We start from the raw sequence: 23,592 nt of genomic DNA on the forward strand, positions 1-23,592 counted from the left end.
TAAATCAATTAAGTATTACTCATTCATCCTTTTTCTATAATAAATAACTTCACCGGTCTCTGTTAACCCCTGTATAGTCACCCACACACCTGTATTGCTACTATTATTATAGAAGACCAACTCTTTGGAATCGTGTTGAGCAGTAAAATCAAAAAACGGATCCCAATATAGCGTTAGGCGATTATCGCGACCTGAAGACAGACGTTCTGCTTCAGAAGCATACATCTTATTGCCAAACGCTTTCATCGGCATATAACCTGCAATAATTTCTCGATATTCTGAAGATCCAATATCACGGTCTTTTTCTTCGGGGCTGTATTCAAAGACAACGAGTACATTCCGCAACGTACGTTGACTTTCGGTAGAATTATAGGTCCGATAAAACTTCATATAAGGATAATTAGAAACATCTTCATTCAAGAACGCATATTCCTCTTTTTCATTTTTATTGACCATTGGTGTCCCTCTCATTTCCCCCTGATCAGCACGTATTTTCCCCACACTTTCAACGAATTTACCATTTAATATAACCGTTATTCCCGACGGATTATTTAAATTCCTATTCATATACTCCCAGAGGGATTGGCTCGTCTTAATCACAACACTATCCATCAAAGGCAATAATATCATATCCGGTTCTTGTGCAGTGAAAGGTTCCGAAGCTTTAAATCGTTTCTGTAATCTATCGATCTCACGCTCTCTTCGCGTACGGACCACTTCTGCCACTTGCAATACCCGCTTACCGCTTGCATCTACCGTAAAATAATCAGACCGTAAGCCCCGCTTATTCTCCAACTGCTTGGTATCATGCGTCGCATTTTCAGTTTGGACAAAGGTAAGTTTGTGGTAATTACGCTGGTCTGCGAATCCATATTTAACCGTAAATGGTGTAAACTTCAGCTTACGATAGATTTGCACAAACTTCGTGTCTAAAGAGTCGAATACAACAAAATTTGGAATTTCAAATTTGCCTACTTTATCAAACATCACTTCACTATACTGCATCTGTGGCACGACCTTATCTTGATAGCCGAATGAAGCTCCTCGCGCTGGGATATTTTTCTTCAGCCCTTTCTTCACCTCATTTTCATAATCGGCATAGAATTTAGACCAAGATACACCCTTCAGTTCGATCTGGCCCTTTATTGTTAATAAGGGATCAAAAATGGCCGAGTCAGTAGTGGAATGGCAACCGTAATCCCAATTCTGGATTTGGATAAACAGATCCTTATTTCGAGCACGATCCCAAAATAACTGCGGATTTAATAAAGGCTCTTGGATGAGCGATTGCAGGTAGAGATCCGTCAAGATACTTTGCGTTGTATCCACGGCAACCTCCTGATCTGTCACCGAAACGGATAATTTGGCAACCTTTATCCCATTGGGCAACCTAACAGAAACCTTTCCTGCTGATTTTTCTTTAAACGCATTGCTAAAGGTGACAATTGGGGTAATTAAAATTTTATGCTCCCCCACTAATAAACTTCTTTTAGATATCACTTTTTGATCGGTATCCGAAAGGGAAGCCTGTAGGATACCATATTCCAAGTCCCCTTTCTTCACGGGAATATTAATTTTCTTTCCTGCTTTGAGCACAAGCTCATGATCAAAAAGTTTCCGTTTTCCGATAACCACCGACACGACTACCGCTTGCGTCTCCTGATTGGTCTGAAGTTGAACAAATACGATAGAATCTTGTTCGATTAAATTGACCTTTGCCCCCTGAACTGCTACAGGAAGTTGGCTCTGATGATTGCCGCCACTAGCATCTGTCCAGTTAAGTCTATATTTACGATCTGTATCCATAGTAAACAGCACATCTGCTAAACCTGCTGAGTCCGTTTCGAAATCTGTCAATACAATCCCTTTATCATCTTGCAACGTGCCCTTCAAAAGAGCCGGATAACCCATACCATCAAATCCCCGTAATATCAACTTATTCTCTAGACCGGATAACAATACACCACCCTCGAGATGAATGGACAACCTAACCGCTGTAACTGGCAGTCTTGTTGCACCCACTACACTATCGGTTTCCTTTTCAGAAGACGTTAGTTGCATGATCCCTAACTTTTTAAAATAAGGCCTACTTTCCGCATAAGAATCCAAAACAGTATTCGCATTGATAAATATTTCTGACCCACTATAATCTGGTGGTATTCTAAAATAACTCGCCGTCACCCCATCATTTATAAGTGCTACAGAGCGCCAAAGCTCATTTCCCTCTACATCAATAAGTTTCATATACATATTATGTAAATTTCGAGCAAATGTGCCATCCTTTGTGAAATACCCTTTAAACCAAACCGTATCACCAGGCAGGTAATAATCACGATCTGTATGTAAATAGATCGTGCTAGATTGTGCATGACAATAGGACAATGTAAACACGGACAAATAGCCATATAACAAAATTTGGAAGAGCCTTTTCATAAATTGTCTCGTTTTAATTTTCTAAAGATGGATCGACGATAAGATGCTCCAAAAGAGACTGAAGACTTGATTTAGCACAGCGAACTTCAACACTGTCAAGTACATATGCACGAACACCATAAAAGTCACGATATCCTTTACTTTGTGAAAAAGTAAATACAGCCATAAATAAAGGTTTTATTAAGTTTATACCCTAATATAAAGCAAATCAAACAAATACCACAACAACCTTGAAACGCAATCGATTGTTCGATTTTTAATATAAAATAAAGTTCTTTCTCTTTAAATGTTAAGTGTTATAATTTTAGTGCTAAAAAAGATTTGAAGAACATGCTATATCGAATTCTATTTTCTCCTCCAACATACTTGTACCGATCAAATAGTTCTTGATGCAAAGAGTTGGTTATTGGATGCTATTATTCAGTTTATTTTTACTAAAAGTGTATAAAAAAAGCCGACTGGACATCCAATCGGCTTTCTATGTTTAAATAATATTTATAATTTTTCTATTTCTTGCAGCTTCTCAACGTGCAGCTTAATCTCGCCAAAATGGCTTGGTTTTACTTGTTGAAAAGATTCAAATCTACTAGATCCTAATCTGGTAATTTTACTTTGCCAATAAACGGATATTCATCTACCGTTTCAATAGCTTCTGAGATAGGATAACACAATTGAAAGGTGTCATTAAGCTCTTCCGAAAATTGAAATAATTTTTCTTTTTTTACTTTCTCAAAAATCCAGACTGGCTCTAAAGGATTAGAATTGTACTTCGTAATTATTGCAGTATACCCATTTTTCTGAGCCTCAACAAGTCTCTGTTTTGTAATATTTGCTAATTCCATATCACACTAATATACAAAAAAGAAATTTAAGCATACTTCTGTTCCGCTCAAAAGAAGTGTTATACAGCCGTAAAAATGACCATAATATCCCTGTCAACGCAGCTTTATCGCATAAATCCGGCAATTATAACCGTAAAGAAACAGACTATTCCTCTTGTAACAAAAGGTCCGTATGTCTTTAACATACGGGCCTTTTCATCATGACGTGTAAAATGGAAATCTATGATCCAAACCATCCCATGTTACTTGATGACATTTACCTTCACATTCTTGACCTCGACATCTTTCGCTGACTTAAATGTCAATACATCAAAAGACTGATCGATGAAGAACAGGTTACTCAAATTCGATAAACCACCATCTGCAAAAATCTCGATCGAATTTCGATCCAGCAGCACGCTATACTTCATCTTCTGAGCAGATGCGATACGTGGCGCTACTGTACGTTGAATAAATGAGGGACTGAAATTCGCATCCCCAGCCTTTGACCGATCCACAAAAAATTGATTGTTCGTCTCATCAAAGCCAAACACCAATTCATCACCCTTTTCATTTGCGAGCACCATATTAAATGAAGCCACCGCATCCAGTTCAAATGAAAGTTCAAATGCTCCATGAGCCTCTTTGATATATTTGCTCAAATCTTCGGATCCGTTCTGCACTCTTATAGCACCTATTTGCTGTGCTCCCGAGGTTTGATCATCCTTGGTAATGGGGGTAGACACCAGGTGCCAGTGTTCCTGAATTTTTTCTAGCGAGAGTGTCCTCGGTATTGTCATGCCACTCCTCCAGGTAGATGCCGGTACCGTATTGGCATAAGCCCAATTACTCATCCAGCCCATTAAGATATGCTGATCGCCTGTATTGGAAAAAGTCACGCCCGCATAGTTGTCTGGTCCATAGTCCATCCAACGGATATCCGTTTGATCCGAGCTAAACGTCGTTCCGTCAAAGTCACCTACGAAATATTGCGTGGCCGACCCTGTATTAGGTCCTCCGGGGTTGATACTGACCAGCAACACCCATTTATCACCTTCAGCCGTCTCAAAACGAAGTAAATCCGGGCATTCCCACACCCCTCCATGTGCCCCAACCTCATTTCCAAATTCACTCAAGCGTGCCCATTCCTTCAGGTTTTTAGAGCCATAAAAGGTAATGGATTGTTTGGTCGCTAAGGTCATCACCCATTGCTTACTCGCGGCATGCCACATGACCTTTGGATCTCGGAAATCCCAGATTCCCGGATTAGGCAATACGGGGTTCCCCTCGTACTTGGTCCACGACTTCCCTTTATCCAAGCTATACGCTATGCTCTGGTATTGGTGCAGTCCGGTTTTCTCTTCTTCTATCTTAGGATTGTGATGGGTAAAGATTGCGACCAATACATCCTTCCCAAATCCTGCCGTATTATCCTTATCGACCACAGCACTACCCGAAAAAATAGTCCCTAGACTATCTGGAAACAGGGCAATAGGCTGTTCCTCCCAGTGGATCAGATCCGTACTCGTCGCATGGCCCCAATGCATCGGCCCCCAGACCGTTGTGTCCGGATTATGTTGGAAGAATAGATGATAGGTTCCATCCAGATAGACCATTCCATTCGGATCGTTCATCCATCCTTTTTTTGGAGTAAAGTGATAACTTGGTCGATAGTTCTCTTCCAAATTTTGTTTTGTTTCAGTAGGCGCTTGACAGCCGCCAAGTACTACAAGTGCTAGTAGGATACTTAAATATTTCTTCATTACCATATGCTTTTTAGTTGATACAATTCCAGGTTTTCTAGCGCTGCCTTGCCACCTTTAACGTGCAATCCATAGGTGTGATCTGTTTGTTTTAGATTATAATTGACAGGCATAAACACTGCCCCTTTAGCTGCAAAAACCTCTACTCCAGTACGATCCACAAATACCTGCAAGTCCAATTTACCATCTTCTAAAGGAGCTTGTGCACGTACCTGATCGATTTCCAATTCTTGTTTAGCGACATCATAATTAATTTCCAGCCCACGTACTGTCAACTGGATTATTTTGGCATCTTTGGGCGCTACTGTTAACAGGATCTCAGCCGTCTCAGCATCTACTTTTGCCAATAAGTTTTGCATTTCAGGAACCAGTTCCTTGGACGTCAATTTAGTGGCAGCGCCTCTCAATTTTTGAAGTTCTTCCACTGGTGTACGCACAAGCCTTGCACCTGCTGCAGTCTGTTTCAAGGTGAGCGCCATAGGGATACTCATTGATTGGTTGAATGATGATGCCCCTTGGTTGGTATGCGTGCGCCACCAACCGATCTCTACACGTCTGCCCTTTGGTTCATCACTAAAGGTCTGGGCAGCATAATAATCTCTTCCATGCTGACTGAATAAACGTTCTTCCTGTGGCACAAATGTTTTCCCATCAAATGTTCCAATAGCATATTGGCTATTAGCACCCGTCAATATCCATTTTTTATTATTTTCATCCCCATCCACAGCCAGTTCAAAGAACTCTGGGCATTCATGCATGTAGCGATCATCCCCTATTCCACCTACGATCTTACTTGTAAATGTCCACGACTTCATATCCGGTGAGGTAAAGAAATGCATGGTGTGCAGATCATTCGCTTCAGTCACATAAAGTACCATCACCCAATGCTTGCTAGGTGCATGCCAAATCACCTTCGGATCGCGGTTGCCATCCGTGATTTTGTCCAAAATCGTATGAGGAAGTTTGGTAAACTTGCGTCCATCCACAGTATAGGCCAGTCCTTGATTCCACGTTTTTTCAGCAGCCGTATAGTAGAGCACCAAAGGCTGTTCTCCACCTTTACCTAGTCCACTTGTATTTTCGGTATCGATGACACCACCGCCGCTGAACATCGTCCCAAATTCATCCGGATACAGCGCTTCGCCCACTTCTTTCCAGTGGACCAGATCTTTAGATACCGCATGCCCCCAATGCATATTGCCCCAATTGACACCATAAGGATTATGTTGAAAAAAGAGGTGGTACTCCCCTTTATAGTAGGCCATACCATTGGGGTCATTATTCCATCCTCGCTTTGGCGAGAAGTGGAATTGCCCGCGAAGCGGCTCAAGGTAATCCGCCTTATTCCTATCATCTGCTTCCTGTACTACAGGTGCAAATGCTTTACTATTGCTGTTCAGCGAATCAACATGAATGGTCAGCGTGTTTCCTTTCCACGCCGTCAAATCCAAGTAAGCATACCAATCGGGTGTATCATCCGCGAGTTCGACATTAAACCATCTTACTTTTTCCCCGTTGAGTAAGATATCCACGTTTCGTTTAGCTGCTCCATTTTTGATAGGAATCTTTAAATACTTTTCCCCAACTTCAAATTTGGTGGTAAATGGCTGTTGCGCCGTTGTGATTAATGGAAGTCCTCCACACATCAACAAGAGTAATATCAGTCTGTTTATCATAATTATATGTTTAAAATAGCTAATTCCAACCGAAATTCTGTATATATAGTTTCTTACTAAAATTTATCTGCGACAGCGGTATTGGAAAATACTCGTCACGGTTTTTCTTGAATACCGAAGCAGCCAGATAATTACGTCGCGTCTTCTCTTTCTGTAGGTATCCGTTGACATAGGTGTCCGCAATCCCCCAACGTACCAGATCAAAGAATCGAAATCCTTCCATCGCAAACTCCAGTCTCCTTTCCCAACGTAATGCCTCTCGCGCATAAGATTGTGTCCATGCACAGTTCACGCCGTCCTTGTATTCCGCAATCTTGAATTGTCCCGTCGGGGCTCCCTGACTGTCCACCAACCTGAACGTACTTTCAGCCGCCCGTTTCCTTATTTTGTTGATGATCGGTAGCGCCTCAGCCGGTCTACCCAACTCAATCAACGCCTCCGCCTTCCACAGCAGCACATCGTCAAATCGGATAATATCCCTATTCTTGCTACTGCTCATAAAAGGATTGACTTTCTTGAAACAAGGATTATCAGGTAGCACCACTTCCTTCAATGACATGTAATTGCCGTAAGTTTCCATCTGGCGGACCCAACTGTTCTGAAAGATAAAATCAGCCTTATACTTATAGGGAAGTCCGACTATCGCCACAGTATGCAGCAGACGCGGGTCTACATGTTGTGTTTTCACCTGCGCAGCAGTAGACAGATCAGTATTATTAAAATCCTTAAACTGCGGTAATCCGTCGGTATCGGTCTTGAAGGCATTGACCAGATTTTGGCTGGGTTGGTGAAATCCGCAACAGCCATATTCACTGTTCATCGGGTAATTGAGCATGGCACTCCAATCCAAGCGTCCAAATTCAGTTCCGTCATTCAGCGAATTTTGTACCGCGAAGATGGACTCAGGTCCATTCTCATACTCACATAAAAAGTTGAAGGCATAATCCTGCGACAGATCATAACGACCTTCCAACTCCTGCACCAAGGTAACGACCTCTTCCAACTTCTGAGCATTGACACCTGTCACTTCATGTTGCTCATTCTGTTCATAGGCCGCATATAGGAGTGCTTTAGCCAGATACGCTTTGGCCATGTATTGATTGACACGGCCCTTTTGGCCATCATTCGATTCGGGTAGCGTCGTTGCCGCAAACCTAAACTCGTCAATGATTTTGTTCCATTGCTCTGCATCGGTAAACTCCCTGTTGGATACGGTGATATAGGCTTCCGGTTCCAATGTTTCATCCACAAAATGGACATACTTAAACAGCAGTTTGAGTTCAAATAGATAATGCGCCCGTAAGAATCGCATTTCAGCAGCCCTTATTTCTTTTTTAGGATAATCGGTTACGTTCAGCCCGTTAATGACCCGCAGTGCATTATTTGCCCGCGATATGGCCACATATTGTCGGTACCACTTTTGATCCAGTCCCCCTACATCCACGCGCATGGATACAAATGTCTCATAGAGATTCCACTCCTCCATATCCCCGGTTCCGGCACCTCCTTTATAGGCATCTCCGCTACGCAGGTCGCCATAGGGCCATAAACTATTCGTTTTATTGTTATAATTCTCATTACCCAAGGAGGAGTAGGCTGCAATCACCAAATTTTCCGCAGCCTCCGCATTGTTCAGTTGATTCTCGCCCAATTGTCCTTTGGGGTTGATATCCAAATAATCACTGCAGCTGCTCAGTAGAAGCAGGGATAGTGCAGTATATACTATATTGATCGTTTTTTTCATGACAAGGTTACCATTAGAATGAAACATTTATACCAGCAGTAATGGAGAAAGGAATCGGGTATCCCGAATTCGGCGTCTCCGGATCTACGCCCGTATACTTATTATTGCCCCAATTTTTCTTAAAAGCCAGCAGATTTTCACCTAACACATAGAAGCGTACCCCTTGGCTTTTGATTCGTTTCAGTACTTGGGGAGATAAACTATAACCCAGTTCCAATGTCCGCAGCTTGAAATACGAAGCACTCTCGACCACATAGCTTGAAAATCGCTTCTCATTATTCAGGTCATTAAAGGACAAGGCAGGAATATCCGATTGTGAGTTTTGTGGAGACCAAGCATCCAGCACCCGAGTACCGTAGTTTTCACCACCGAAGAAACTGATAAAGTCGGTATAGCCTTTGGCTGAATTGTTGACCAAACCACCATATACCCCATTCCAGAACATACTAAAGTCCCATTGTTTGTATCCGAGCGAAAAGTTGACCCCATAGATAAAATCAGGATCTGCGATTCCCAGCCAGGTCCGATCTTCATCCCCGATCCGGCCATCCTGATTGATGTCTTGATACCGGATGCGGCCCAGTCCTTTCCCGATCTGCTCGGCATGTGCATCCAACTCTTCTTTTGTCTTGAAGAGCCCATCTGCGACATAGCCAAACATGGAATTGAGCGGTCTATTGAGGATGGTCTGATCAACACCGTTTCCGGGATAGGAGTTGATCACATCTTCTGGAAGTTTGACGATTTTATTGCGATAACCAGCCATATTTCCAGTAATAGCATACTTCCAATCGTTATGAGAAGCGGCATAGGACAACAAGAGCTCGTATCCTCTATTGGACATGCTCGCCCCATTTACCCATCGATTACCACCCTCACCCAACGTGGCGATAAAGGGTGGTGATATGAGGATATCCTCCGTATTTTTTTGAAAATAATCGAATGAACCTGTCAATTTCTGATTGAAAAAACCAAAGTCTACCCCAATATTGTGTTGCGTAGCCGACTCCCAACGCAGATTGGGATTGGGTTGCTGCACACGTCTATAGCCAGATGGTAATACGCCCGTACCCACGCCATTGATATCGTAAGCCGTTCCATTGTCCGGATCCCAAGTTGGATTGGTCGCATAACTCGCCTGATACATGCCGAATGAGGCGAAATCGCCAATTTCTTGATTTCCTACCTTACCCCATCCATACCGAATTTTCAGGTCCGAAAGCAGCTCTACCGACTGCAGGAAATCCTCCTGGCTCACCCGCCAACCTGCAGATACAGCTGGAAACCATCCAAATTGATTGTTGGCTCCAAATCGTGATGAACCATCGTACCGTGCAGTTGCAGATAGTAAGTATTTATCATTGAAATTGTAGTTGACTTTACCAAAATACGACAGCAGGCGGTAAGCGGTACCATTGCCACTATTGGTCTGGATTCCTTCACCAGCGTCCAAGTACATATAATCAGGATCTTCAGAGGCAAACTTACGACGTCCAGCCTGTAGATTCTCGGCATAGTAGTCGATCATTTCCTGTCCGACCAAAAAATCGAAATGATGCTTATCCTGCACATCCCATTTATAGGTCAGCGTATTGTTCCAGACATAATTACCCCACCTATTGTTCACATTGCTCAAGCTCGCTGTATTTTCAGACATAAATCCCGATACATAAGTCTTCTGCATATTACGATCCCACAAGAAGGAATAATCCATACCCAGCATCGATCTGAATTTCAGGTTTTCCAATAATTTCACTTCGATGAACATATCTCCGAATAGGCGTAACATATTGCGTCTATTCTGGTCATTGTCTGCAATGAGCCTGACCGGATTCTGACGATCGCTCATTCCCGCTACCGGTCCGCCCCAACCGATACCATCTACGGTATGTACGGGTACGATAGGCTGTATCGTGCGTGTACGATCTAGCACATTGCCCAATACATCTTGTTTTATTTTGGTAATGGACAAGTTCTCCCCGATGGTCACACGCCCGTCCAACAAGCTGAAGTCGGTATTTAAACGTCCAGAAAGGCGTTCAAAATAAGTCCCTTTTACCGTTCCTTGGTTGTCGAAATAATCCACCGCAAATAGCGCACGACTTTTATCATTACCCGTCATTAAGCTCAGGTTGTAGTTTTGGACCAAAGCAGTCTGCCCCACTTCCTGTACCCAATCGGTATTCGCTGCCCGCATGGTTTTAGCCTCATCGATATATTCGGGCAGGATGATTTCATCCAACCGCCAAGTGCCATCGCTATTTTGCAAATCTTTGAATCGGTATACCCCAAAATTTGGATCTGTGCCATCATTTCGGGCAGCCTGCCATTGTACATAACCCCGTTGTTTCGTATCGAGCCAGTCGAGCGACTTCGCATAGTTTTTGATACCTGTAGACACGCGTGCATCTACTCGAGTACCACCCTTACCCCCTTTTTTGGTGGTGATGATGATGACACCGTTGGCCGCCCGAGATCCGTATATACTGGATGACGAAGCATCTTTCAAAATTTGGATCGACTCGATATCGAGTCCCGATATTTCGTTCATCGATTTGGTACTCGGCATACCGTCGATGATATACAAGGGGCTATTGTTACCCAGTGTCCCGATGCCACGGATCAAAACATTTGCCGATCCATCTGGCGAACCATTGGTTGTGATGAATGCCCCTGGTACCCTACCCTGCAAGCTTTTCATCACATTACCAGTCAGTGGGGCATTTATCTCATCCATCTTCACGACAGCAACCGCACCCGTCAGATCTGCTTTACGCTGCGTCTGATAGCCCGTAACCACCACCTCCTCCAGCTGTTCCCCTTCAGCCATAGTGACGGTTACAATGGCTTGTTCGCCCACAACCAAGTAAGTCGTTTTCTTCCCCACACGGGTGAAACGTACCTGCGCACCTTTGGTTGCATTGATTTTAAAATTTCCACTTTCATCGCTGCTCGTCACATTTTTCGTACCCATTACGGTGACCGTCACATCGGAAAGCGGAAGTCCGTCCAAATCTGAAATTCTTCCAGACAGCGGAATGTCTTGAGCATACACGGTTGAGAAACATGCATCCCAGGAACAATAGTGTTAAGACTATTCCTCTCATAGTTTAGTAATTTTTGTTCGTTTATAATTGTTTGTTTTAGCTATTGCTAGATTTAATCTGAGCGGACCTCTTCTCTCCCCAAATAATGGATCCATTCAAAATGATTGATCGTAGGTGCATCATAACTCGGACAGGCCCCCGTACTCTGTGTGACAAAGGCACTCAAAGTCGCTGCAAAGCCCATGATTTCTGCTATACCGGCACCTGCATTACTGCGCATGCGCTTGGATAGGAAGGCAGCCAAAAAGGAATCCCCACTCCCAATAGTGTCCTTCACATCCACTTGATAAGCATGAAAATGATAACTTATGGCCGCTCGTTTAGCGTGGTAGATCGCTCCCGCAGCACCATAGGTGACAATCACCTCATCCATCGCATAACGCTGCATCACCTGCTCCACTAACTTACCATCGTTATCTTCTTTTGGCAATTCCAGCCATTGGGCGATGATGCCAAGCTCTTCTCGATTCATCTTGACCAGATCAGCATATCCCAGCAGCTCCAGTACACGCGCTTTCGAATAGAAAGGTAAGCGAAGATTAACATCCAGTATTTTGTACTTGGCCACTTGTAGGAGCTGCTTCAACGTATGGTAGGAAACATCGTTTCGAGAAGAAAGGCTACCGAAAACGAGGAAATCCGCCTGTTGAATAACGCTGACATCCGACTCCACCAATTCGATATGATCCCAAGCTACGGGATATACAATTTCATAGGTAACATCCTTCTGTTCATCGATATGCACTTCTACTGTAGAAGTGGCCTGCTCAGGATCCACCTGAAACAGCCGCGTGGGTATCCCCAACTCCTCACATACCGCAATCAACTCATCGCCATTCCTATCCTGACCTACTCGCGTCAGCATCTGCGTCACTATCCCCAACTTGTTGAGGTGGTAGGCTACATTTAGCGGAGCACCACCAAGCTGTTTACCAGTAGGCAAATTATCCCATAGCACTTCGCCAAAACAGACGCCTTTTATTGCTAATTGTTCACTTTTCATGCTTAATGTAAATTAATGGTCTGGTTGATATTTTCTAAAGAAGTACCCTTGGTTTCGGGCATCATGCGGATCACAAATAGGAGTTGCAGTACCATAAAACCTGCAAATATCAAAAAGGTATATCCTCCTCCTAAAAACTCGGTCAAAGCCGGAAAACAGAATGTAATCACAGCAGCCATCACCCAATGTGTCAGGCTCCCGATGGTTTGTCCCTTTGCACGAACCTCATTTGGAAAGATCTCAGCGATAAATACCCAGATCACCGCACCCTGCGAAAAGGCGAAAAACGCGATATAAAGCATCAGATAAAAAGTGATGGATAGACCTTCGGTATGGCCTGATAAAAAAGCGAAGGACACCAGTGCCAATGAGATGATAAGACCTATAGACCCCACCAACATCAGCTTACGGCGACCTATTCGGTCAATGAAATTAATGGCCAACAAGGTGAAGATAAAATTAACCAACCCTACACCCACGGTAGAGAGCAGCGAACTTTGTGCGCCCAACCCCGCCATTTCGAAAACGCGCGGGGCGTAGTAGATAATGGCATTAATGCCCGATACCTGATTGAATACGGCAAACAAGATGGCCAGTAGCAACGGTGTCCGGTATTTTTTTGAAAATAAAGGTGCAGCTTGTTGACCTGAAGCTTGACTGGCATTTCGGTTGCTGAGAATGAGTTGTACTTCTTCGATATAATTGTCAGCATTTATCTTTTTCATGGTAGCTTCAGCTTCTTCCCGTCTATTACGGTGCAACAATAACCACCTCGGGCTCTCTGGGATGAAAAATATCAGTACAAAGAATAGCGCCGCAGGGAATGCCTGTACGCCTAACATCCAACGCCACGATTCTCCCCCCGATTGACCGATCAGGTAATTGGACAGATAGGCGATCAAGATTCCGAGTACGACATTGAATTGGAAAAGCCCTACTAACTTTCCTCTGGACTTGGCTGGAGATATTTCAGAAATATAAATCGGAGCTGTCACCGAAGACACCCCCACTCCGATCCCCCCTAAGAAACGGAAGATCATAAATAGAGACCAGTCTTGTGCTATCGCCGTACCAATGGCGGAGAAAAAATAAAGGAGTGCAACGCCATATAGGGTATTCTTTCGCCCAAATCTATCGGAAGGTAACGCCCCTAATGCAGCCCCCACGACGGTACCGATCAAGGCGATCGCCATCGTCGAGCCGTGCTCAAATTCGGTCAAGTTCCAAAATACCTGCACCGCTTTTTCCGCACCCGAAATAACTGCTGTATCAAATCCAAATAAAAAACCTCCCAAGGCCACGACGAATGACCAGGCCAATACCATATTTTTGTTCATATCACTTATAATTGATTAGAACCAAATCTAGGGGCTTAAAGCGACTGCGGATATAGAAATCAAGAACAAATACAATGAAAATTGTCACATCTCATCAATAACAACTAAACAATATGATTACCAACGTATTACAGTAAAGTCTATAAACATAAAATCGTGATTTTTGAACAAAAAAAATCAAATTTGATTCATTATCATCTCCAATCCAGATACTGTATTTTATACACTAAGGATGAATCAGATAGCACCAAAAAATAAAAATATGTATATTGGCTTTAGTATATCACCAATGAGCCATGCCTAAAAGTTTAATATCCTTGTTCATCTTGTCGATGATGCTTTTCATTTCTTGTCAGCAACAACCGACCAAAAAGAAATATACCATCGCTTTCTCGCAATGTATCGGTACAGATGCTTGGCGCCAAACCATGTTGCAGGAAATGAAACGAGAACTTAGCTTTCATCCGGATGCCACGCTACTATACGCAGATGCAAAAGGAGATAATCTGCTGCAGATCGAGCAGATTAAAAAATTTCTAAAGCAAGATATCGATCTGCTGATCGTATCACCTAATGAAGCCGAACCACTGGCTCCTATTGTCAACGCCATTTATCAACAGAATATTCCTGTTATTGTCATCGACCGAAAGACCTCCTCCAACCTATACAATGCTTATGTTGGGGCAGATAATATCGCTATTGGTAACCTGGCAGGTAAATACATCATCAATACACTCCATGGTAAAGGCAATATTTCGATCGTTACTGGATTAAAAGGTACATCAGCCTCCATAGAGCGTGAAAGAGGACTCCGAGAATCCTTAAGGGACTATCCACATATAAAAATAGAACATGTACTGGAAGGTCAATGGGAAAGAGAAAAAGCGCGCGCCGTAGCACACGCCAATATCAAGCACTTAGCAAATAGCGACCTGATTTTTGCATTCAATGACCAGATGGCACTGGGTGTCCGAGAAAGCTTGACGCAATTTGCTCTAGGAACCAATACGATCATTATCGGTGTAGATGCACTACCTGGACCAGGTAATGGATTGGAGCAGATCAACAATAACCATATCCAGGCTTCGATGCTTTACCCTACAGGAGGAGCAGAAGCCATCAGAACTGCTGTAGCGATTCTTCAAAAAAAACCTTATCAACGCGACAACTTACTGGGTACACTGGTTATCGACAGTAATAATTCGCAGCTGATGACGCTGCAATCTGATAAAATACAGGATCAGCAGGCCGATATCGACAAGCAGCAAGCATTGATTACGGAGCAAAATAAAATTTACAACGACCAAAAATCTATCCTCAATATACTCATTATCAGTTTAGTCATGGCCGTTGTCTTTGGAGGTGTATCCATTATTGTAATCAAGAGCAATCTGAATAAAAACAAAGACCTTGAAACCCAGAATAGGGAAATCTTACAGCAACAGCAACAATTGATCGACCTGAGCGAAGAAGTTAAAAAAGCTGCCGATGCAAAAAGTAATTTCTTCACCAATGTATCCCATGAGTTCAAGACTCCTTTAACCTTGATCCTTGCTCCTGTAGAAGAAATGCTGAACGAAAAAGGGATCACTCAAAATGCGAAGGAGCAATTACACCGCATCAAACGAAATTCAAGTAAATTGCTCCAGTTGATCAATGAGCTGATCGATATCCATAAGATATCCAAATCTAAGATTAGTCTACAGACCACTCCGGTACAGATAGACGCTTTTATACAGCAGGTCATCGCGACATTTAAACCGCTTTCGATCCAGAACCGGATAGCTGTATCCTATACGAATCGTGCACAGCTGAAAGAGCTTTGGTTAGATGAATACCTTTGGGAACAGGTGATGTCCAACCTGTTGTCCAACGCGTTCAAGTTCACCGAAAAAAATGGTCAAATAGCGGTCCTTCTTGAGCGTGATCCATTGGATGACTATGTTTATTTACGCGTCACCGATAATGGACGAGGCATAAGTCCGGAGCATATAGACCAGGTATTTGACCCCTTTTTCCAAGGCGGATACAATCCCGATGGTTCAGGAATCGGACTTTCATATGTACAAGAAATCGTCCACTTACATCACGGAGAGATTACGGTAAGCAGTACACTACATGCAGGCTCCTGCTTTTCGATACGCCTTCCTATAGGTTATCTCCATCTCCGTGAGGATGAACGTGGGCCAGCGAAGCCTGCCATACCAAGCGGATCAAATCAAAGCTTACCAGCCTATACCTCAGATTTGATAGAGGAAGACGTTTGCTTTACATCCAGCAAGTTACCCACCATACTGATCATCGATGACCATGTTGATATCCGCATATTTTTGAAGGACCTCTTGAAGCAAGACTATAATATCTATACTGCCGAAAATTATGACCGTGCGGTACAGATTGCTACGAGCAAATATCCAGATCTTATCCTGAGTGATGTGATGCTACCGGATAAAAGTGGCATTGACTTATTGAAAAGACTCAAATTTGATGCACAGACATCACATATTCCGATCGTATTGTTGACTGCGATCAATTCTGATGAAGGCAAAATAGCAGGAGTCAAAGCGATGGCCGATGCCTACCTGACCAAGCCTTTCAGTCCCGATCACCTCAAAGCGGTCATCGAAAATCTATTATACTTACGCAGGGAACTCAAGCAGCGTTACATCAGCGAAATTGAGCCTACCGATGCATTAAGTCGTGACCACTCGGAGCATGACAAGCGTTTTCTCAACAGCCTTTCTGCTGTCGTGGAAACGCGCTTATCAGATGCAAAACTTAGTGTAGAGGACATTAGCTCGGAACTTCAGCTATCTCGCGTACAACTCTATAGAAAAGTGAAAACATTACTCCAATGTAGTGTCAATGAATATGTACTGCAACGCCGTATAAAAAAGGCACAACACCTGATCATAGCCGGATTTAACGTCAATGAGGTCGCAGAAAAAGTAGGATTTTCATCGTCAGCCTATTTTACTTCAGCTTTTAAGAAGCACTGCGGAATGACACCCTCTACATTTAAGAAGGAACAGCTTAAATAAAGCTGGAATTTTACTATGTACCCAATTACGCTCCCGACTTGCTATTAGGCGACCTCGCATATCAAACATTGAAGTCGCAATATGCGACTTCAAGTTAGAAAGAGTGAAGACCTATTCGTAGGTACATGTTAAAATAGTTCTCTGGATGCCCCAATATACCGCAACACTTCTATTTTTGGATCAGAAGATAAATTTTTATCTCGCTCCTGCTGAAAATGAAGAAAACTTGGCATGTTCAAGACCACTTGTTGTATATCTTTATTTTTGTACTGTGAGATATGGACAAATGTGTTATCATTTTCAGATTGATGAACGGAATACACAAATTGCGTACTGTCCAACTTCTTAAAGTCCGTCAGAAAATTCTGTATCATTTCCTTATTTGTATTTACATATCCAGCTTCTACCGTATAACTTACTTGAACTACGATCATGGTTTATTCTATTTAATGGTGAAAAATTATTACTTGTCTTACAAGACAATTTTCGGAAAGATAGTGCCCCCGACTTTAATAACATAAAAGACTATTGCAACGTGACATCCAAATAAACAGAGTGTCGGCTATAGGTATCATAGAAAGGTTTAAAATCCACACCGTCAATACGGAACTCCAACTTTTGTGGGTTTCCTTCAATTGATTTGCTGATATCATGGGCATCCAAAGTCACCTTACGCCATTCTTTTCTTGCTTCAGGCTCTTGTGCGGCTAATAATATCGGTCCATAAAACAAACTCGCGATGTTCTGTTGATCCATGACAGGGTCTAAATGAAATTGGAAAGGCATCTTCAGCTCTATTTGATCACCATTTTTCCAATTGCGGCTCAACTTCAGGTAACTACCCGGTGTAGCCTGCACTTTTTGATCTTCACCATTGATCTTAACATAAAATCCTTTTGTAGCCCAACTCGGTACACGGACATGAATATCAAATGTTCCATTCCCCTTTATCGTCAACTGTGTCTGGTCCTGCTTTGGAAAACTGGTGGTCTGCTCCACCGTGACTTCACGCGCTGTCCAATGCAACGTGGATGGCACGTATAGGTTGACATAAAGCGCCTTATCATCTTTACTCTTGAAATAGATGGTATTTTGCAGCTTCGTACTACTTTCTATAGCGGTACCATTACAGCACGTAAATCCGGTCATATCCGGATTTCCAAATTGCTTGATAGCCCCGGGTCTAAGCGGTACATGGTATGTATTTGCAGGCGTTTTTTCGGCTACCGAAGCAAGGATATGATTGTACAATCCACGTTCGTAATAGTCCATGTATTCTGCTCGTTGATCAAAAAGGAACAGGTTACTGGTCAATTTAAGCATATTATAAGTGGCACAGGTTTCATTCTGTCCACCCTCAGAGAAACCGTTTTCGTACAAGGTTGCTGGCTCTGCCGTGAACACCTCTGCATTGGCGGGATTTCGAGCACCTGCTACTCCACCTATACTATACATATAATCATTCACAGCCTTATACCAAAAATTGTCTGCTACCCGATAATACTCTGGTAAATTGGAAACCTGGTACATTTCGATGCTCCCTACGATTTGAGGGATATGCTGATTGGCATGCAACCCGCGAAACGTATCGACATTTTTAGCTAATCCATGTGTATGTTGTGCATCGCCAAAGAACATATCGATATTGTCAAACAATTGCGCTGTCTTCAAGTAGTGCTCTTTCTTGGTGATGCGGTATAAATGGGCCATGGTCTCATTCATACCCCCAAATTCACCAGCAATGTAGGTATTCCATACCTGGATCAAGGTTTCCTTTGGCAATTGATTCAAACGCGCATATACCCAGTCGGCCATACCTGTCGCCACTTGAAGCGCCTTTTCATTGCCACTCACTTCATAAATATCGATCAAGCCCGCTAAAATTTTATGCAAGGTGTAATAAGGGGCCCATACCTGGTTTTTCTGCCCACCATACTTTGCTCCTTTTTCCAACATAATAAATTGATCTGGAGGATAAGCACTGATGTAACCTTTTCCCCAATTCGAATAGTCGGTGCGAATTCCCTCTTGGCTCAAATCGGAGTCATACGTTGTTTTTCCTGGACCATAAGGTACAGCTGTTGGATCCGAAATAGAGGTGCCACCAGCTTGTTTTGGGGTGCCTGATAATTGCGCCAATTCGTATAAAGTATTGACCATATCGTCCATTTTTTTAGCAAAATTTGCTTGAATAGCCTGGTCATAACCCGTACTGGCATATGCCTGGGCTATTGCTGTCAAGTAATGACCTGTAGCATGTCCTCGGAGTTTGGTATCCTGACTATCCCATACCCCTAGTGGTTTTGCTCCTGCAGGTTGCTGCTGCCCAAAGGCATCTCGAAACATATAGAGAAAGGAATTAGGATCGGTATTGGCCAATGTGTTTATAAATTTATTGCGATTTTCAATAAATTTAGTTTCCTGATCCTGTGCATCGGTATTGAGCGAAACCTCACGCAGATCAAAGGGTGCTAATTTTAAACTTGGTGCAGCAGATTTATTTCCCCCCTTCACGGTGACTATTGCTTTTGGATGTAAATCTGTCCCTGGGACTCGTCCTGTAATCGTATAGCGCCCCGCTTCAAGAACAGTGCTATTATCATCAGGAGAAGGCCATAGCACACGCACTTTTGGACCAACCACCCCTTCTTTATAGGTTCCTTGAACATAACTTGGTAATCGTGGCAGATCACCCAGTGCGGTTTCTACTTCTACATCATTTACAGCCGTGAGATAAGCGTTATAAAGTTGCGATTGGCTTAAGGGAAATTCGGGAAGATTTTCTTCTGTCTTCCGCACATTTACCGCACGATTACTGACTCCGCTATTTAAATTATTGTAAATCCCTGCAATCTGATTTTTACTTAGGGGAACACGGTAAATACGAAAATCATGGAGCATTCCTTGCAGATTCGGAGCTCCTGATAACAGCGATTTTCCGATATAGAGTTGATTCTTTTCTCCAGAAGGGCCAAACACTTCTGTCAACTCCTTGGGAATATCTTGGGATTGGCCAACAGGAATACCATTCGCGTAGGTGGTCATTGTTTTTGAGGGAATATCGATAACAATGGCGAGATAAACCCACTTATTTAGTTCAATAGCCTTCGAAACCGCTCCCTTATGATCACTCTTCCCCGCCGTTATCAAACTTTGAAAACCAGCTTGAGCTGCCGTTCCAACAGGAGCAGCAAAAAAATGTTGTGTAGCATCTTTTCCAAAATCAAAGAAAGATTGTCCTAGTTTCTCTGAACGAAGGTATACCCAACCAGAGATACTGAGCGACTCCATATTGGTTAAGGCATCCGCTGGAAGTTGAATAAAATCATGACTTGCACCAGATAGCGACAACACCTTTCCAAACCGATTATCTTGGACAAATTTGGCCTCTTTACGGTGTAATGCATGCAAATTATTTCGTGACCAATCTTTCAAGTCCCCATTAAAGACATAACGTGCGATCATCCCCGTTTCGCTGATACCGTCCAATACCTGGTCTCCACTTTGTGCCTGTACCGTGACAATTCCATTGGATAACACGGTGACAAACAGCATCACACGTAAAAAAGTTGTGTACATTTTCATTAGCATATCATTATTAATGAGTGTATAGGTTTAAAGGCTACAATAAACAAGGTACACTCGGTTAGTTTACGCATGAATCAATTTATTTTTTTTAAAGCGTGTGGTCTTCAATAAATGTCATTTGCACACTCAATTTATGATTTAAGTATTTACAATACAAGCAATATTTCGATTTATGTCAATAAAGTGCTGTATTATGTCAAAATATGTTGGTTAAAAAAGGCTTTAATGCTTCAAATTTGTATACGTTTACGTATAATAAATTCGCATAATTAATCAATAAACCTTGTGGCATGAATCTGAAAAAAAGTTGTTACCTCCTATTTACATTATTATATCTCCAAAATAGCCCCCTAGCATTCAGTCAACAGGATGAACACCCCGTGTGGCAGGCGACTAAAAAACAACCCGCTACGCTAGGTATAGCTGGAGGATACAAAAGCTTTGTGTTGGACAAATTGAAAATAAAAGTGCTCAACAGCTCGCAGACTTTATCGGCCTTTCAACAAAGCGATGGAGATTCGGCATTCGACTATACTCCGGTTGAAATGCTTACTAAAAGAGATCGTAACGCTTTTTTTCATATTGGCGATATCAATATCAGTCTAAAACGTCAAGGAGAAACACAATGGTCGGAATATTCTTCGGCCAAGGACCGTAAAAATGTCATCGAAACCACGGCCGTCAAACCATCCTTAGCTGCTGCAGACATGACACCAACATTGGGAGATATCCCCTTGAAGGTGATCCGCAGTTGGCAGAATATCGGCGGCGATCTGATATTAAGTTTTCAAATCACAAATCCTCTTGATCAGCCCATTGAAATTGGCTCCTTAGGCATTCCCCTCCCCTTCAACAACAATATGGACTGGAAAGACCTGAACCAAGCTCATGCTCAAAATGTATTCTTCGACCCTTATATCGGGAAAGATGCAGGCTATATGCAAGTCAACCATTTACATGGAAGAGGACCTAGCTTATTAGTGCTACCGTATGAAAATGCTGGCTTTGAGGCCTACAACCCACTCCATACAGACCCCACACCTAGAAGCATCACTTTCGAAGGCTTCCACGAATGGACGATTCACAGCAAAGCACATGCAGAAACGGAATGGAAAGGGGTTGATCAATGGAACACACCTACTTCTACCGTATTGAAACCTCACGAATCTAAAACATTCGCGCTCAAATTTGTACTTGCTCCAAGTATTAAAGAAATTGAGAGCGCGCTTTTGAAAAACAATAGACCCGTGGTCGTAGGTGCTCCTGGCTATGTAGTACCCTTAGATAACCCGGTCAAGCTATTTATCAAACACAGCCAGGCCATCAAAAATATTACGGTATATCCGGAGGGAGCACTGACCATATCCAAACGAAAGGATACGCCTCACCATTGGCATCAATATGAAGTAAAAGGCAATCAATGGGGCCGAGCACGCGTGACCCTAACGTATGCAGATGGTATCGAACAAACGATACATTACAAGGTCATCAAGTCTGAAAAAGATGTGGTCAATGATCTGGGTAATTTCCTCACCACAACCCAATGGTACGACAACGACAACGATCTTTTCGGCCGCTCTCCATCCGTCATCTCCTATGATGATGAAGATAAAAAACTAGTCACGCAAGAGAAACGTGCTTGGTACGCAGGCTTAAGCGATGAAGCTGGTGCCGCAAGTTGGTTAGCTGCTATCATGAAACAGGTGGTACAGCCCAATCCTGCCGAAATCGCCAAACTAAAACGCTTTGTCAATGAAACGATGTATGGTCGTATCCAGCACAAGGATGGTGATAAAAAATATGGGGTCGTCAAAAGTTTATTCTACTACGAGCCAGATTCCATGCCAGCAGGCACTTACCATACCGATATCAATTGGAAGACTTGGTCTGCATGGTCAAAAAAAGAAGCGGACGACATTGGGCGTTCCTATAATTATCCACACGTTGCAGCAGCTCATTGGGTGATGTACCGACTTGCTAAAGATTACCAAAACCTCGTGCAAGAGGAAAGCTGGGATACGTATTTGGACAGGGCTTTTAATACGGGCATGGCCATGATTGAAAAAGCACCTTATTACGCACAATTTGGACAAATGGAAGGGAGTATATTTCTGCTTATCCTCCATGATTTACGCAAAGAGGGCATGATAGATAAAGCCAACAAACTGGAATCGGCGATGCGTCAACGCGCCGAACATTGGAAGACCCTGGCCTATCCATTTGGCAGCGAAATGCCCTGGGATTCGACAGGTCAGGAAGAAGTCTACCTCTGGTCGCGCTACTTTGGATTTGACGAAAAAGCGCAAATAACGCTACACGCTATTCTTGCTTACATGCCTACAGTGCCACACTGGGGGTACAACGGTAGTGCTCGTCGCTATTGGGATTTTGTATATGGCGGAAAATTATCTCGTATCGAACGTCAATTGCATCATTATGGATCGGCACTCAATGCCATTCCCGTGCTGACGGCTTACCGCGATAATCCGGATGATTTCTACCTCCTTCGTGTTGGACATGCAGGCATGATGGGTGCATTGGCTAATGTAACAACAGACGGTTTCGGTCCTGCAGCATTCCATTCTTACCCTTCTACTTTAGCCAACGATGGCATATCAGGTGATTATGGTACCGGATTTTATGGATATGCCATAAATTCGGGAACCTACATTATCGAACATCCAGAATTTGGCTGGTTGGCATTTAGTGGGAATATTCAAGCGGATAAAAAAACAGTGACAGTTACTGTAAAAACAGCTTCCAAAGGTCGTGTTTTCTTAGCAAAGGAAAATCTTTGGATGACTACTGATGCTGGAGAGATCGAAACACTAAGCTACAATCTAACAGATAAAAGTATCGTCTTAAAACTGAATACGGATAAAGCAACAATGATCCCTAACGTGCTGCTCAATATTAACCCTGAAAGCGGTTATGAGATTGAAAGTATCAAAAAGGATAATCTAAATCGCTATGCAATCCCTGCAACCACGAATACCGTAACGTTAAAAAAAATAAAGTAACATGCTCGTATTGCGTTTTCACCCGAAAACAAGCATTCAACTGTGGTTAGCTTAGGCTA

At 42.9% G+C, this 23,592-nt stretch carries 13 protein-coding genes; 2 read left to right on the top strand and 11 right to left on the bottom strand.

Annotated elements, in window-relative coordinates; genetic code table 11:
* Positions 1-15 precede the first annotated feature (15 nt).
* The 9 genes from ACFX5U_RS20595 to ACFX5U_RS20635 all read right to left on the bottom strand — a co-directional run bounded on the left by ACFX5U_RS20595 (position 16) and on the right by ACFX5U_RS20635 (position 13,884).
* Positions 16-2,433: a hypothetical protein gene (locus tag ACFX5U_RS20595; protein WP_400261952.1), complete on the bottom strand. Its 2,418-nt coding sequence runs from the start codon at positions 2,431-2,433 to the stop codon at positions 16-18.
* 13 nt (positions 2,434-2,446) lie between these two features.
* A complete protein-coding gene (locus ACFX5U_RS20600) occupies positions 2,447-2,599 on the bottom strand; it encodes a hypothetical protein (RefSeq protein ID WP_400261953.1) in 153 nt (50 codons plus the stop codon).
* A gap of 427 nt (positions 2,600-3,026) precedes the next feature.
* Positions 3,027-3,275 (bottom strand): hypothetical protein, encoded by a 249-nt coding sequence (locus ACFX5U_RS20605; RefSeq protein WP_038701542.1) that lies wholly within the window; start codon positions 3,273-3,275, stop codon positions 3,027-3,029.
* A gap of 242 nt (positions 3,276-3,517) precedes the next feature.
* On the bottom strand, positions 3,518-5,017 hold the full coding sequence (locus ACFX5U_RS20610; RefSeq protein ID WP_400261954.1) for a glycoside hydrolase family 32 protein: 1,500 nt from the start codon (positions 5,015-5,017) through the stop codon (positions 3,518-3,520).
* Entirely contained in the window at positions 5,017-6,693 is a 1,677-nt protein-coding gene (locus ACFX5U_RS20615) for a GH32 C-terminal domain-containing protein (RefSeq protein WP_400261955.1), read from the bottom strand. The genes ACFX5U_RS20610 and ACFX5U_RS20615 overlap by 1 nt, the downstream gene beginning before the upstream one ends.
* 19 nt (positions 6,694-6,712) lie before the next feature.
* On the bottom strand, positions 6,713-8,437 hold the full coding sequence (locus ACFX5U_RS20620; protein ID WP_400261956.1) for a RagB/SusD family nutrient uptake outer membrane protein: 1,725 nt from the start codon (positions 8,435-8,437) through the stop codon (positions 6,713-6,715).
* Positions 8,438-8,450: 13 nt separating this feature from the next.
* Positions 8,451-11,492 carry a SusC/RagA family TonB-linked outer membrane protein gene (locus ACFX5U_RS20625; protein WP_400261957.1) on the bottom strand — a complete coding sequence of 1,014 codons (3,042 nt, stop codon included), beginning with the start codon at positions 11,490-11,492 and terminating at the stop codon, positions 8,451-8,453.
* Positions 11,493-11,596: 104 nt separating this feature from the next.
* A complete protein-coding gene (locus ACFX5U_RS20630) occupies positions 11,597-12,547 on the bottom strand; it encodes a carbohydrate kinase (RefSeq protein ID WP_400261958.1) in 951 nt (316 codons plus the stop codon).
* Positions 12,548-12,549: 2 nt separating this feature from the next.
* Positions 12,550-13,884 carry a sugar porter family MFS transporter gene (locus ACFX5U_RS20635; protein WP_400261959.1) on the bottom strand — a complete coding sequence of 445 codons (1,335 nt, stop codon included), beginning with the start codon at positions 13,882-13,884 and terminating at the stop codon, positions 12,550-12,552.
* Positions 13,885-14,180: 296 nt separating this feature from the next.
* Here ACFX5U_RS20635 and ACFX5U_RS20640 point away from each other — a divergent pair, with 296 nt between their 5' ends.
* Positions 14,181-16,925 (top strand): substrate-binding domain-containing protein, encoded by a 2,745-nt coding sequence (locus ACFX5U_RS20640; protein WP_400261960.1) that lies wholly within the window; start codon positions 14,181-14,183, stop codon positions 16,923-16,925.
* Between the two features lie 128 nt (positions 16,926-17,053).
* Here the strand turns inward: ACFX5U_RS20640 and ACFX5U_RS20645 are convergent, their stop codons facing one another.
* Both ACFX5U_RS20645 and ACFX5U_RS20650 read right to left on the bottom strand, forming a co-directional pair.
* Positions 17,054-17,359 carry a hypothetical protein gene (locus tag ACFX5U_RS20645; protein WP_400261961.1) on the bottom strand — a complete coding sequence of 102 codons (306 nt, stop codon included), beginning with the start codon at positions 17,357-17,359 and terminating at the stop codon, positions 17,054-17,056.
* A gap of 91 nt (positions 17,360-17,450) precedes the next feature.
* Positions 17,451-20,510: a beta-L-arabinofuranosidase domain-containing protein gene (locus ACFX5U_RS20650; RefSeq protein WP_400261962.1), complete on the bottom strand. Its 3,060-nt coding sequence runs from the start codon at positions 20,508-20,510 to the stop codon at positions 17,451-17,453.
* A 293-nt stretch (positions 20,511-20,803) separates the two neighbouring features.
* On the opposite strand from ACFX5U_RS20650, the gene ACFX5U_RS20655 reads away from it, so the two are divergent.
* Positions 20,804-23,533: a DUF5695 domain-containing protein gene (locus ACFX5U_RS20655; protein WP_400261963.1), complete on the top strand. Its 2,730-nt coding sequence runs from the start codon at positions 20,804-20,806 to the stop codon at positions 23,531-23,533.
* The last annotated feature ends 59 nt before the right edge of the window (positions 23,534-23,592 follow it).

The sequence above is a fragment of the Sphingobacterium sp. SG20118 genome (assembly GCF_044740685.1).
Classification (GTDB): Bacteria; Bacteroidota; Bacteroidia; order Sphingobacteriales; family Sphingobacteriaceae; genus Sphingobacterium.